The following is a 13,019-nucleotide window of genomic DNA, read 5'->3' as shown; positions in this document are numbered from 1 at the left end:
GCTGCGCGGCGCGGGGTAGGTGGGGCTGACCTGGGATCGCACCGAGCGGCTGGGTTGGCGGCCGGGGTCGCGGCCGTGAGCGGCGGCAGCGTGCTCGGGTGTCGCTCAGGCCGGCCCGCCCGAGTTGCAGTCTCAGCCCGGATGGTGGCGGCACGGGGCCGGGACGGCAGCGAGATCGCCTTGGTAGGCGGGGACTTGGCCGATCCTCGTACGGGAACCGGAAGTTGATCTGGAATTTGCCGGCCGCCGAAGCGCTGTCAGCGGCGTATCAGCGTCGTGTGCGCGGTCTGTCAGCGCCACTGTCCATGCTCCTTCCCATGACAGATCTAGTGGTGCGGGCCGAAGGGCTCCGCAAGCGATTCAAGACGACGCAGGCGCTGGACGGGGTGGACCTGTCGATGCGCCGCGGCACCGTGCTCGGCGTGCTCGGGCCCAACGGCGCCGGGAAGACCACGGCGGTGCGGGTGCTCGCCACGCTGCTGCGCCCGGACGCCGGCCACGCGGAGGTGGCCGGCATCGACGTGCTCAAGGAGCCGCAGCGGGTCCGGCGGCGGATCGGGCTCACCGGCCAGTACGCCAGCGTCGACGAGGACCTGACCGGTACCCAGAACCTGGTGCTGATCGGCCAGCTGCTCGACCTGACCACCAAGGACGCCAGGAAGCGCGCCGCCGAACTGCTGGAGTGGTTCGACCTCGCCGACGCGGCCGGGCGGCCGGCCAAGACCTACTCCGGCGGCATGCGGCGCCGGCTCGACCTGGCCGCGAGCCTGGTCGGCCACCCTGAGGTGATCTTCCTGGACGAGCCGACCACCGGCCTCGACCCGGCCAAGCGCGAGGACATGTGGGGCGTCGTGCGCACCCAGGTCACCCAGGGCGCCAGCGTGCTGCTCACCACCCAGTACCTGGAGGAGGCGGACGCCCTCGCCGACGAGATCGTGGTGATCAACAAGGGCCGGGTGATCGCGCACGACACCCCGGACGGGCTCAAGCGCCGCGTCGGCGGCCTGACCCTGCGGGTGCGCCCGGCCGACCCGGCCCGGGTGCCGGACACCCTCGCCGTGCTGGACCGGGTGGCCGCCCCCGGCACCAACGCCTCGGCCGACGCGACGGCCGGCGCCCGCCCCGGCGCCGTCCTAGTGCCCGTCACCGGGGACACCGCCCTCGACGAGGCGCTGCCGGCGCTGCGCCGGGCCGGCATCGAGGTCGTCGACCTCGGGCTGCAGCTGCCCAGCCTCGACGAGGTCTTCCACGCCCTCACCGGCGACCACACCGACGACACCCCGGCCAAGGAGGCTGAGCTCGTATGACGACCCTTGACGTACCCGTTCGCAACATCGTCGGCGACATCGACAAGCCGCGCGGCGGCGCGCTGGCGGCGCTGGCGAGGCACAGCGTCGCGCTGGCCCGGCGAAGTCTGATCAAGACGATCCGCACCCCGGAGGCGCTGATCGACGTGACGCTGCAGCCGGTGATCTTCCTGCTCCTGTTCACCTACCTGCTCGGCGGCGCCATCTCCGGCGGCGACCGGCACGGCTACCTGCAGTTCCTGCTGCCCGGCATGCTCGCCCAGTCGCTCGCGATGGGCGGCATCGCGCTCGGCCAGAACCTCAACGCCGACATCGAGAAGGGCGTCTTCGACCGGTTCCGGTCGCTGCCGGTGGCCCGCTCGGCACCGCTGGTCGGCGCGGTCGCCGCCGACGTCGTCCGCTACCTGACGGTGTGCGTGGTGATGCTCGGCTTCGGCATGGTGATGGGCTTCCGGGTGGAGACCGGCTTCCTGCCGGCCGTCGCCGCGGTCGCGCTGTCCATCGGCTTCGGCCTGTGCTTCTGCTGGATCTCGGTCTGGGTCGGCATGCTGGTGCGCACCTCCGGCGCCGTGCAGGGCGTGATGTTCCTGCTGGTCTTCCCGCTGTCCTTCGGCAGCAACGTGTTCGTACAGACCAGCACGCTGCCCGGCTGGCTGCAGGCCTTCGTGCACGTCAACCCGATCACCCCGCTGGTCGGCACGATCCGCGGCCTGCTGGTCGGCGGCCCGGTCGCCGGTCACCTGCTCTGGACCGTGGTCTGGATGGCCGCCCTGCTGGTGATCTTCGTGCCGCTCGCGCTCCGGGCCTACGCCCGGCGGGCCTGATCCGGCGCCGGCAAAGCCTCCTGGCGCAGCCGGGCCGGGTCCACCCGGGCCGAGGCCGATTGCGGTTCCAACTGCCAACCGATGTCGTACGCCTCGGCGAAACCGTCCTCGCCCAGCGCCTCCCGGCCGCGCTGGGCGAGTTCGTTCGCCTGCGGATCGGTCCGGTCGTGCGTGCCGCGCAGCCGGGACGCCGCACCGAGCAGCAGCGCCACCTCGCGGGGCCGGCCACGCAGCTCGGCCAGCGCGGCGGCGGTCACCGCGACCATCGACAGGATCGGCATGTCCTTGCTCTCCAGCGCCGCCGCGTACGCCCGCTCCAACGCCACTGCCGCCCCGTCGGCGTCCTTGAGCTTGATGCACAACATCGCCCGGACGCCGCCGATCAGCGCCGTCCCGTGATCACCGGCGAACGGCAGCCCGGCCGCCAGCCCCGCCTCGGCCACCTCGACCAGCTCCCGGGCCCGGTCCAGATCGCCGATCCGCAGCCACAGCCCGCCCTCCAGCGCGTCCACCAGGATGATCATCTCGGGCGAGCCGGCGCGCGCCGCCCGGTCCCGGGTCCCGGCGAGCATCTCGATCGCCGCCTCGGTCTCGCCCCGCCGCATGTACAGGTCGACCCAGCGCAGGTCGATGAAGATCTCGTCGCTGAGGCTGAGCTGCCCGAACTCCCGGGCCAGCGACCGGGCCCGGCGCAGGTCGGCGAGCGCGCCGTCCAGGTCGCCGTCGTACTGCCGCAGCATGGCGCGCATCGGCAGCGCGGTCGCCAGCCCCCAGCGATCGCCGACCCGGCCGAACACCGCCAGCGCGCCCTCCACATCCACCCGCAACTGGCCGACGTCGCCGTTGTTCTCGGCGAACTGGGCCCGGAACAGCCGGGCCAGACCGGTCGCCCACAAGTCCGCCCCGCCGACCAGCCGGTCGATGATCGCCAGCGCGTCGTCGAACCGGTCCAGGAAGACCAGCGTCATCGCGGCCAGCGCGGCCGGCATACCGACCAGGTCCGGATACCCGCTCAGCCGGTCGGCCAGCGCCCGCAGCTCGGCCTCGCGGGCCCTGTTCACCTCGTCCATCGCCGAGCCGCGGAAACTGATCTGGTTCAGCAGCATGATCGCCTCGGCGCAGTCCCGGTCCAGCGACGGCTCACCGGGCAGCGCCAGGGCCTCCTCCAGCCAGGACGCGGCCTCGGCGTGCCGGCCGAACATCTGCCAGTACCAGCCGAGATTCAAGCCCAGGCCCACGGCGGCGTCGCCCTCACCGGTCTCGATCAGGTGCCGCAGGGCGGCCAGCGCGTTGTCGTACTCGGCGCTCAGCTCGGCGAGCGCGACCAGCTGACCCGAGCCACGCAGCCGCGGGTCGAGCTCGGCGACCAGCCCGGCCAGGTAACCGGCCGCGAGATCCCGGGCGGTCCGCAACGTGCCCTGCTCGGCGAGGCGCTCGATCCCGTACTCCCGAAGGGTTTCCAGCATCCGGTAGCGGCCCGCCTCCGCGCCCAGCTGCAGCAGCGACTTGTCGACCAGCGCGGCCAGCAGCTCCGGGACCTCGGCCGCCGGCACCCGCCCGGCGCAGAGCGCGGTGGCCGAGGCCTCCGTGACACCGCCGGGCAGGACCGAGACCCATTCGGCGACCGTACGCTCGTCCTCCCCCAGCAGATCCCAGCTCCAGGCGATCACCGCTCGCAGCGTCCGGTGCCGCGGATACGCCGTCCGGCTGCCGGTGGTGAGCAGCCGGAACCGGTCGGAGAGCCCGGCTGCCAGCTCGGCCAGCGACAACGTCCGCAGCCGGGCGGCGGCCAGCTCCAGGGCCAGCGGCATGCCGTCCAGCCCCCGCACCACCCGGACGATGTCGCCCAGCGTCTCCGGCTCGACGTCGAAACCGGGCCGGACCGCCGCGGCCCGCTCGGTGAACAACCGGACCGACGCCGTACGCCTCGCCTCGGTCACGTCGTCCTCGGGCTCGGGCACGGTCAGCGGCCCGAGCGGCACCAGCGCCTCCCCGTCGACGGCCAGCGGCTCCCGGCTGGTGGCCAGCACCCGCAGCTCGGAGCAGCGCGGCAGCAGCGCCGCGATCAGATGCGCGACCGCGTCGATCAGGTGCTCGCAGTTGTCCACCAGCAGCAGGTTCTCCCGGCCGTTGAGCTCGTCGACCAGCACGTCGAGGTCGTCGCCCTCGACCCGGAGCTTGCCGGAGGCCTCGAACATCGCGGCGCCGCGCAACCCGATCGCGGCCAGCACCGCCCCGCTGACCTTGGCGGGCTCGGTGACCGCGGCGAGGTCGACCAGCCAGACGCCGTCGCGGAACTCGTGCCGGCGCCGCCGGGCCGCCTCCAGCGCGAGCCGGGTCTTGCCGGCCCCGCCCGGCCCGAGCACGGTGACCAGCCGCCCGCCGGCCAGCAGCGTGTCGATCCGGGCCAGGTCGTCGTCCCGGCCGACGAAGCTGGTGACGGCCGCGGGCAGGTTGCTCTTGACCGGGGCCGGCGCCGGCTCGGCGGGCGTCGGGCCGGGCTCCGGCGTACGCAGGATGCGCAGGTGCCGCTCGCGCAGCGCGACACCCGGGTCGACGCCGAGCCGGTCGGCCAGCGCCTCCCGGACCCGCTCGAACAGCGCCAGGGCCTCGGCCTGCCGGCCCTGCGCGGCGAGCGCGTCCATCAGCAGGCCGGCCGCGCGCTCGTCCACCGGGCTTTCGGCGAGCAACGCGGACAGCACGGTCGCGGCCACGGCGGGCCGGCCCAGGGCCAGCTCGGCCTCGCCCAGGTCGGCCTCGGTCTCGGCCCGCGCCTGGGCGAGCCGGGTGGCGACGGCCGGCGCGACGGCGGCGACCACGGCCGGCTCGCCGCCCGGCTGGCCGGCCCAGCAGGCCGCCGCCGCTCGCAGTAGCTCGGCGGCCGCAGCTAGGTCGCCGGCCCGCAGCGAGTCGCGGCCGTCGGCGGCCGCGCCCGGGTCGCCGGCGCGCAGCCGGGCCCGGCCCTCGGCGGCCAGCCGTTCGAAGCGCAGCGCATCCACGTCGTCGGCGGTCACGTCGAGCCGGTAGCCGCCGCCCTCGGTCGGGGTCACCGCGCCGGCCGCGCCCAGCATCTTGCGCAGCCGGGAGACCAGCGACTGCAGCGCGTTGGCCGGGTCGGCCGGGCGCTCCTCCGGCCAGAGGGCGTCGACCAGCGCGCCGGCCTCGACCGGGGCGCCGCCGGCCAGCGCCAGCCGGACCAGCAGGCCGCGGGCGCGGGCCCCGGGCACCGGCACGGCGGCGTCACCGCGAGTCACCTCGAAGGCGCTCAGCACCCGGACCCGCATCCGCCCCGCCGTCTCCCCGTGCCCCACCACACGCCGATCCTCTCGCGCCACGGCCCGGCCGCCCAACCCGGCCCGGCCCGGTGCCCGCTCAGCGCCGTCACAGGCCGTCGAGCTTCCTAGGAACCTGGGCTGTTCCCCTCGATCTTGTTTCGGTAATCTGCCGCGGTGCGCGGCGTCTTCTCGAACATGGCCTCACCTCATCGTCGTGCCGCCGTCATCGGCGGCGCGGTCGTGCTCGTGGCGGCGGGTCTGGGCGGGATCGCGTTCGGCGCACTGCGCAATTCGTCCCACACGGGCTCGCCGTCCCCGACCGCCGCCGCCTCCTGGGCGACCGGCAGCCCGCCGGCGTCGTCACCCACGGTGACGGCGTCCTCCGCACCGTCACCCTCCCCGTCGGCCACGGCGCGGCCGTCGAGCCGGGCGGGGAATCCGTACGCGGCGAACGCCGTCCTGGCCGATCCGGCCGCCGACCCGGGACCGGACCCGATCTTCGCGAGCGACCCGGATCTCCGGCGTACCGAGAGCTATGTCTCCCGGATCTCCAGGCCGGGCGACCAGCCGCTGGCGGCCGGCACCTACGCCTTCCAGTACGACGTGACCACCCACGCGCTCAAAGACCGGCTGGCCGCCCGGAAGGGGAAGCTGGCCTCGGCGAGCGGCATCGCGCTGTACCTGACCGGCGGGACCGCGCTCGCCGACGCGGACCTGAGCGCCCTGCAGACCGCGGGCCGGGACCTGGCGCTGCCGAACCTGTCCCGGCTGTACGTCTACAACCTGCGCACCATCCAGGGCGGCCGGGAGTGCACCCCGGACTCCGGGCTGGCCTGCGCCGGGCAGACCGCGCGCGGCGGCCTGTTCCCGTACCTGTGGTTCAACGGCTGGTGGGACACCTGGGTCCGGCACCTGATCCTGGACGACCTGACCGCGGTCCCGGACGGGGCCTTCAGCAACCACAACTTCGCCGACGTCAGCCTGCGCTCGGTCCGTACGGTCGGGGTGATGGGTTTCGGGCACGCCCCACACGCCAAGCTGAGCGTCCTCTACCTGCCCAGCGTCCGGACGATCGCGCACGACGCCTTCCGCCGCAACCAGGGGCTGACCAAGGTCGTGCTGCCCCGGGCCACGACGATCGACGACTACGGGTTCGACGACGCCTCCAGCCTGAAGTACTTCACCGCGCCGCAGCTGACCCGCCTGGGCCGCAACGGGCTCAACGACAGCGGCGCCCTGCTCTCGGTCAACTTCCCGAAGCTGCGGTACATGGGCATCAACAGCCTCAACGGGCTGCTGACCGGGCTGCGCCTGCCCGCCATGGTCACCGTCGACAAGAGCGCGATCAGCCGGTTCGGCAACCTCCGCTGGCTGTACGCGCCGAGCCTGTCGACCCTGCGCGACGACGCGGTGACCGACAACCCGGTGCTGCGCTCGGTCTACCTGCCCCGGGCCGCCGAACTCGATGCGCGGGCGCTGCGCGGCAACCCGGCGCTTCGGCAGATCGTCTTCGGCGCCCGTCCCCCGGCGCAGAAGGCGGACGTGTTCGCCGGCACCGACCACGCCACGATCTACCACACCGGCGCCTGGTCCGGATTCGTGCCCGCCGGCAACCCGTCGCTGCCGGTTCAGTCCAGGTGACTCCGCTGGGGGACGGTGAGCGGGTCGGCGTTCGCGCGGGTGGCGTACTGCGGGACCGGGCACGCGTCGGTTCCGGGGTCGCGGACCAGCCCGTACCGGATCGGCAGCCCGCCCGGCACCGGCGCGGCGCGCAGGTCGGCGTCGATGCTCGCCCGGTCGACGATGTGCACGTAGAGGCGCCCGGGATCGGGTCGTCGAGGCGCCGGCCGCCGCCGGAGGCGACGTGGAACAGCTTGCCGGTCAGCCCGGTCCAGGCCGGCATCGCGATGGGGCCGACCCGCTGGGTGTAGGCGACCTGCCAATCGACCCGCAGGTAGCCGCGGCCCCGGTAGGTCGCGTACTACCCGCGGCGGATCAGCGAGACGACGTCGGGGCGCGGATCCTCGTCCACGCCGGCCGTCACGGTCAGCGTGCCCTCGGGCCGGACCGGCAGTCTGCCCGGCTTGCGGCCGGCCGGCGGCGCGGCGTCGACGCTGTCCACCACGCTGCCGTAGCGGACCACCGGGGCGGGGGCGGTGGCGGTCCGGGTCGGATCCGGCGCCGCCCGGGTCCGGGCGATCCCCAGCCACCACAGCGAGAGCACGAACCGGTCGGCGGGATCGAGCCAGCGGACGGCCGCCACGACCTGGCGCCGCTGCCCGGACAGCCCGAGCCGGAGGATGGTCGCCTTGGCAAAGTCGGCGTCCGGGTCGGCGACCTCCCGGGCGGCGTCCAGCGGGCTGAGCCGGGCGATCGAGGCGTGCCGGCGGCGCATCCGGTCGGCGACCTGGCGGTGCAGGATCGCGAGGATCCAGCCGGAGAATCGGGCCGGGTCCCGTACCGGCCCGATGTTCTCCACCACCCGCAGCAGCGTTTCCTGCACCACGTCGTCGACGTCCGCGTGCCCGCCGAGCGCCCGCCCGGCGACGTTGTACAGCATCGCCAGGTGATCGCTGATCAGCCGCTGCAACGCCTCGCGATCACCGCGCTGGGCGGCCGTCACCCGCTCGACCGGCAGGAGCGCCTCGGTGCCGCGCATTCGTTCGGCCAACTCCTCGGCTCGGGGCCCGGTCACCCCGCCCGGCGTCGACCCATGATCGGGCACCGCCGGGGGACACGGCTATCGGCTCCCTGCCCGGAGAGCCGATCGCGTGATGAAAGTCGCAGCTCGTCAGGCGCGATGGCCGCCCCGGTGGCGGCTGCGCAGGCGGATCAGCAGGGCGCCGCCGACCGCGGTGAACGGACCGGCCGGCGCCGACGAGCAGCTGACGGCGGCCGGCGGACGTCGAGGGGACATGAAATCGGCCTTCCCTGGGGGACGGGGTCACCCTGGACGACGTATCGGTGGCCGTCGTCATTACCGAAAACGCGGCGCCCGTCTCCAGGCGCCGCGCTTTCACTTCCGATCGGTTGTCACCGGGTGCCGTCGAGCGTGGACGGCAGCGGCGGGCGGGCCACCGGCGCGGTGTGGTTCTGCGCGGCGGTTGCGTGCACCGACGACGCCCGCAGCCCGGAGCCGTCCGGCAGCGGCTCGAGGAACGGCTGGTAGGCGCCCTCGCAGAGGGTCCCCTTGGCCGGCAGGGCGACGGTCAGCAGGTAGGTGTCGATCGCGTTGCTGGCGCAGTCGGACGTGCCGTACGAGGTGTGCCCCCAGTTCGTGTTCGACAGCAGCCGGCTGTTCGGCAGCAGCTTCGAGGCCGCCACCGCGTCGTCGTAGTTGGTTGCCGGGTCCCACTTGGTGCCGACGATCAGCACCGGTGCGGCGGTCCTACGGTTCCACGGCCCGGTGTACGCGTCCTCGTCCCGTACGGTCCAGGTGTTCCGCGCGCAGGGCGCGGTCGCCCAGCCCCACGCCCGGCCGAAGTACGGCGCCCGCTGGTCGGCCTTCGCCATCAGCGCCGGCCACTGGCCCGCGTCCCGCGGGTGCAGCGCGTCGGTGCAGTCCACGCCCGTGAAGGTCTCCACGCTGTTGTCGTACGGGAAGTCCCGGGCCGGCTTCTTCGCCCGGGCCCGCCGGATCCGGTCGATCACGCCGGCCTTCGCCTTGGCCAGCGCCGCCGGGCTGCTCGAGGTGAGCAGCGTCCAGATGAACTGCGAGTCCTGGGTGACGAAGTCGCCGGCGCCCACGTTGTACAGGTCGCCGAGGATGGTGGCGACGAAGTCCGCGTACGTGATCGTGTAGGTGCCGTTCTCGTTGGTGACCACCAGCGGCTTCTGGCGCAGCTTCCGGGCGATCGTGTCGAAGTTGGCCACCGTGTCGCCGGCCGCGAACGCGCAGTACTTCTCCCCCGCCGCGTCGCAGCGCTTGAGGATCTCCCGCAGCGCCCGGTAGGCGCCGTCGGCCGATCGCAACCGCTCGTCCTGCTCCTGGTTCGCGGTCGCCTTGGTGCCGACCCAGTGCTCCGGGTCGAGCACGCCGTCGACCACGATCGCCCGGAACCGGTCCGGGAACATGTTCGCGTAGTACTGGCCGATCGCGGTGCCGTAGCTGAAGCCGAGGTAGCTCAGCTTCTTGTCGCCGACCGCGCGGCGCAGGACGTCCATGTCCCGGACCACCTCGGCGGTCGACATCGAGCCGGAGAGCGGCTTGCCCGTGGTCGAGCACGCCTGGCCGAGCCGCTTGGCCGCGCCGACGTACTTCTGCTCCTCGGTCCTGCCCCACGGGAACGCGACATTCAGGTCCCGCAGCACCGGGGTCTGGTCCTTGACCGTCTTGAAGCACCTGATCTGGGTGCTGCTGGCGATGCCGCGCGGGTCGAAACCGATGATGTCGAACCGGTCGAGCAGCGACTTGTCGAGGAAGTTCGGCGCGAACAGCGCGATGTCCACACCGGACCCGCCCGGGCCGCCCGGGTTGAGGAACAGGCTGCCGATCTTGTGCTTCTGGTCCTTGGCCTTGATCCGCACCAGCGCGACGTCGGTCTTCGGGCCCTTGGGGTTGTCGTAGTCGAGCGGGAGCTGAGTGATCGCGCACTGGGCGATGTCGTAGCAGTCGTACCAGCCGAGTCTCGGCGTGGGCACACTGTCGACCCGCTTGCGCTCCTGCGCGGACGTCTGATCGCTCTTGGCGGCGGTGGCGGCCGCGGCCGGCGCCGCGGCCCCGGCGATGAGCACGCCGGCGACCACTCCGGTCACCAGCACGGTTCTGCCGAGACGTGGCATGCACGATTCCTTCCGTCGGTCGGACGCGGCTTCGTCGCCGCATTCGGGATAGTAGGAAAGGAATGCAACACATCTCGATGCATCAATGTCGCTCGCCATTTCGTCGACAATTTCACGAACAATTTTGCCCGGCGGGTGTTGATTCGCCGAAGCACTTCTCCTACGCTCGTCGGCGAGTCGCCGCCCCCACCGCACCGGCGTGGACAGGAATGCGAGGCCTTGATGGCGCAGTTCGATCTTTCCCCGGCCGACCTCGCGACCTACCGGCCCGACGTGCCGGAGCCGGCGGATTTCGACGAGTTCTGGCGCAAGACCATCGAGGAGGCGGCCGGCTACGACCTGGCGCCCACCTTCGAGCCGTACGACGCGATGCTGCCCGGCGTCGCCATCTACGACGTGCGCTTCACCGGCTCCGGCGGCCAGCGGGTGGCCGCCTGGTTCCTGGTCCCCCGCCAGCTCACCGGTCCCCTGCCGACCATCGTGCAGTTCATCGGGTACGGCGGGGGCCGCGGCCGCCCGCACGAGTGGCTGCTCTGGCCGGCCGCCGGGTACGCCGTGCTGGTGATGGACTCGCGCGGCCAGGGCGACGGCGACACCCCCGACCTGCCCGGCGTCGGCCCGCAGCACGTGGGCCTGATCACCCGCGGCGTCCTCGACCCGATGCAGTACTACTACCGGCGCCTGTTCACCGACGCGGTCCGGGCCGTCGACGCCGCCGCGACCCGTCCCGAGGTGGACCGCTCCCGGATCGTGATGGCCGGCGGCTCGCAGGGCGGCGGCATCGCCCAGGCGGTGGCGGGCCTGCGCCACGACATCGCCGGCGCGATCGTCGACGTGCCGTTCCTGACCTACTTCCGGCGGGCCACCGAGATCTCCGACGCCTACCCGTACCGGGAGATCGCCGACCTCTGCGCGACCAACCGGGACAAGGTCGAACAGATCTTCGACACGCTGAGCTACTTCGACGGCGTCAACTTCGCCGCCCGCGGCCGCTGCCCGGCCCTCTACACGGTCGGCCTGATGGACGCGATCTGCCCGCCGTCGACGGTGTACGCCGCGTTCAACCACCGCCCCGGCCCGACCGAGTTGCTGGTCTGGCCGTACAACGGGCACGAGGGCGGGGCCACCTTCCAGCCCCCGGAGAGCCTGCGCTGGCTGCGCCAGCTCTTCGGCTGATTCCCTATCGGGGATCGGTTGTCAAGGGGCTGGTTGCTTGACGTTGCGCGGCGGCGTCGCGGAGGATCGGCGTGGGGAAGGTCGCCTCGTTACGCTTCGAGCGTCTTTGTCATGTCCCGTGAGGGCTTGCTGAGGGGCCTTCCCCGCCCTGTGTTTACTGCTGCGTCGCCTGCGCCGGATGTCCTCGGTCACGGTCCACTGCTGCGCGATGAGTTGTTTCGCCTGCTCGGGTGTGACCGGGGTGCCGTCGATGTCGCAGATGACATACGGCATGCGGCGGCGCATCACGGTCCAGAGCCGTTCGGCGAGCCGGGCGGCGACCACGCAGCTGGCCTTGAGGTGTTGCGCGCCGCGTTCGGCCATCTGCTGGTGGTAGATCCGGGCGAGCTGGGGGTCTTGTTTGCGGGCCCAGTCCGCGGCCCGGACCAGGGTGGCTCGGGCGAGCCGGGGACCGGCCTTGGACATCGGCTGGCCCTTGCGGTCGGTGTCCCCGGTCTCCGACGCCCGGGGTGCGAGCCCGAGGTAGGACTTGAAGTGCGCCGCGCTCGGGAACCGGGCGGCGTCACCGATCACCGCGGTCATCGCCGGCCCGCCGACCTCGGCCAGGCCGGGCAGGCTACGGGCCAGTTGCAGCGGGTCGACCCACCGGTAGCAGGACTCCCGCTCGGCCGCGTGCGCGGCCAGCTCGGTGTCGATAGCGCGTAGCAGCCGCACCTCGGTCGCGATCTCCGCGGCCAGGTCGGCGAACGCGACCGCTGGATGCTCGCCGTAAAGCTCGACCGCAGCCCGGGCGGCGGCCAGCCACTGCTCGGCCCGCGCCGCGCCTTGGTGGTTGTTGGACGCCTTGCCGATCAGCGTGGTCAGCCGGGCCCGGCCGAGCCGCAGCAGCGCCCGCGGGTCGGCGTAGCGTTCCAGCACCGCCAGATCGGCCTTGCCCAGATCCCCGGTCAGCGGGGTGCACGGCAGCACCTGCCGGACCAAGTCCTTGATCCGCACCTTGTGCTCGGACGCGGCCATGGTCAGCCGGTCACACGCCCGGACCCGCCGGTCCAGCGCCGCCGCGGCCGCGTCCGGCAGCTCCAGCGGCCGTAGCCCGTCCGGATCGATCAACGGCAACCTCGCCAGGGTGTCCGCGTCGATCCCGTTGGACTTCGCATGCCGGGACAAAAACCGGCGCAGATCCGCCGCCTTCGCACTCGAGACCCGGAACACCAGATGCCCCCGCGCGGTGAAAAACACCGCGATCGGCAACCACGCCGGCCCGGTCGGCTCGATCACCACCTCCAACCGCGTCCCCGCCTGCGCACCAGCCAACGCCGCCTGCTCGACCACGCTCAGACTCTCCACCGTCGGCTCGCACCGGCGCCGGCACACCTCCCGCCCGGCCTCATCACGCACCCGGACCGTGTGCGCCGACGCGATCCCCAGATCAATCCCTACCAGCCTGCGCTGCACTTACCGCCTCCCCAGCTCAGCACCCCATCCACACGCCCCGGCCGCCCGCGCGGGTCAACACCGCACACAGCCACGGTCCCAAGGAGGCAGAGCAGCCTGACGACGGCTCCCACTCATGTGCTGCAACCGGGCCCGGCCTCTCACGGACCGGCCCACTTCCCTCATCCGGGGCATCCGTGGCCAGACCAGCGGTGGCAATC

At 73.0% G+C, this 13,019-nt stretch carries 10 protein-coding genes; 4 read left to right on the top strand and 6 right to left on the bottom strand.

Annotated elements, in window-relative coordinates; genetic code table 11:
• Nucleotides 1-317: 317 nt before the first annotated feature.
• Both IH26_RS0117280 and IH26_RS0117275 read left to right on the top strand, forming a co-directional pair.
• Nucleotides 318-1,307 carry a daunorubicin resistance protein DrrA family ABC transporter ATP-binding protein gene (locus tag IH26_RS0117280; RefSeq protein WP_030437230.1) on the top strand — a complete coding sequence of 330 codons (990 nt, stop codon included), beginning with the start codon at nt 318-320 and terminating at the stop codon, nt 1,305-1,307.
• Entirely contained in the window at nt 1,304-2,131 is an 828-nt protein-coding gene (locus tag IH26_RS0117275) for an ABC transporter permease (protein ID WP_030437229.1), read from the top strand. Before IH26_RS0117280 ends, IH26_RS0117275 begins: the two co-directional genes overlap by 4 nt.
• Here the strand turns inward: IH26_RS0117275 and IH26_RS63910 are convergent.
• Nucleotides 2,113-5,445 (bottom strand): AfsR/SARP family transcriptional regulator, encoded by a 3,333-nt coding sequence (locus IH26_RS63910; RefSeq protein WP_030437228.1) that lies wholly within the window; start codon nt 5,443-5,445, stop codon nt 2,113-2,115. The two genes, IH26_RS0117275 and IH26_RS63910, sit on opposite strands and share 19 nt — an antisense overlap.
• A gap of 135 nt (nt 5,446-5,580) precedes the next feature.
• Between IH26_RS63910 and IH26_RS0117265 the strand changes: the two genes are divergently transcribed.
• Nucleotides 5,581-7,047 (top strand): leucine-rich repeat protein, encoded by a 1,467-nt coding sequence (locus IH26_RS0117265; protein WP_030437227.1) that lies wholly within the window; start codon nt 5,581-5,583, stop codon nt 7,045-7,047.
• Here the strand turns inward: IH26_RS0117265 and IH26_RS62105 are convergent.
• The 4 genes from IH26_RS62105 to IH26_RS0117240 form a co-directional block, all read right to left on the bottom strand.
• Nucleotides 7,035-7,217, bottom strand: coding sequence for a hypothetical protein (locus IH26_RS62105; protein WP_030437226.1), 183 nt, complete (start codon nt 7,215-7,217; stop codon nt 7,035-7,037). The two genes, IH26_RS0117265 and IH26_RS62105, sit on opposite strands and share 13 nt — an antisense overlap.
• 170 nt (nt 7,218-7,387) lie before the next feature.
• Complete coding sequence (locus IH26_RS0117250) at nt 7,388-8,101, bottom strand: RNA polymerase sigma factor (RefSeq protein ID WP_211268664.1); 714 nt, start codon at nt 8,099-8,101, stop codon at nt 7,388-7,390.
• A 96-nt stretch (nt 8,102-8,197) separates the two neighbouring features.
• The gene (locus IH26_RS63905) at nt 8,198-8,323 is read right to left on the bottom strand and encodes a hypothetical protein (protein WP_281179748.1); all 126 of its coding nucleotides are present in this window, start codon (nt 8,321-8,323) and stop codon (nt 8,198-8,200) included.
• 116 nt (nt 8,324-8,439) lie between these two features.
• Nucleotides 8,440-10,188 carry an alpha/beta hydrolase gene (locus IH26_RS0117240; protein ID WP_051808222.1) on the bottom strand — a complete coding sequence of 583 codons (1,749 nt, stop codon included), beginning with the start codon at nt 10,186-10,188 and terminating at the stop codon, nt 8,440-8,442.
• A gap of 222 nt (nt 10,189-10,410) precedes the next feature.
• Between IH26_RS0117240 and IH26_RS0117235 the strand changes: the two genes are divergently transcribed.
• Complete coding sequence (locus IH26_RS0117235; protein ID WP_030437223.1) at nt 10,411-11,364, top strand: acetylxylan esterase; 954 nt, start codon at nt 10,411-10,413, stop codon at nt 11,362-11,364.
• Between the two features lie 21 nt (nt 11,365-11,385).
• Here the strand turns inward: IH26_RS0117235 and IH26_RS0117230 are convergent, their stop codons facing one another.
• Nucleotides 11,386-12,819 carry an IS110 family RNA-guided transposase gene (locus IH26_RS0117230; protein WP_084598876.1) on the bottom strand — a complete coding sequence of 478 codons (1,434 nt, stop codon included), beginning with the start codon at nt 12,817-12,819 and terminating at the stop codon, nt 11,386-11,388.
• Between the last annotated feature and the right edge of the window lie 200 nt (nt 12,820-13,019).

Source organism: Actinoplanes subtropicus (assembly GCF_000721705.1).
GTDB classification, from domain to species: Bacteria; Actinomycetota; Actinomycetes; order Mycobacteriales; family Micromonosporaceae; genus Actinoplanes; species Actinoplanes subtropicus.
This window is presented reverse-complemented; position numbering and strand designations above follow the sequence as displayed.

What these genes read in the sequence shown, in the direction of transcription:
- IH26_RS0117280 (WP_030437230.1), top strand. Translation starts at nt 318, where the DNA reads ATGACAGATCTAGTGGTGCGGGCCGAAGGGCTCCGCAAGCGATTCAAG.
- IH26_RS0117275 (WP_030437229.1), top strand. Translation starts at nt 1,304, where the DNA reads ATGACGACCCTTGACGTACCCGTTCGCAACATCGTCGGCGACATCGAC.
- IH26_RS63905 (WP_281179748.1), bottom strand. Translation starts at nt 8,323, where the DNA reads ATGTCCCCTCGACGTCCGCCGGCCGCCGTCAGCTGCTCGTCGGCGCCG.
- IH26_RS0117240 (WP_051808222.1), bottom strand. Translation starts at nt 10,188, where the DNA reads ATGCCACGTCTCGGCAGAACCGTGCTGGTGACCGGAGTGGTCGCCGGC.
- IH26_RS0117235 (WP_030437223.1), top strand. Translation starts at nt 10,411, where the DNA reads ATGGCGCAGTTCGATCTTTCCCCGGCCGACCTCGCGACCTACCGGCCC.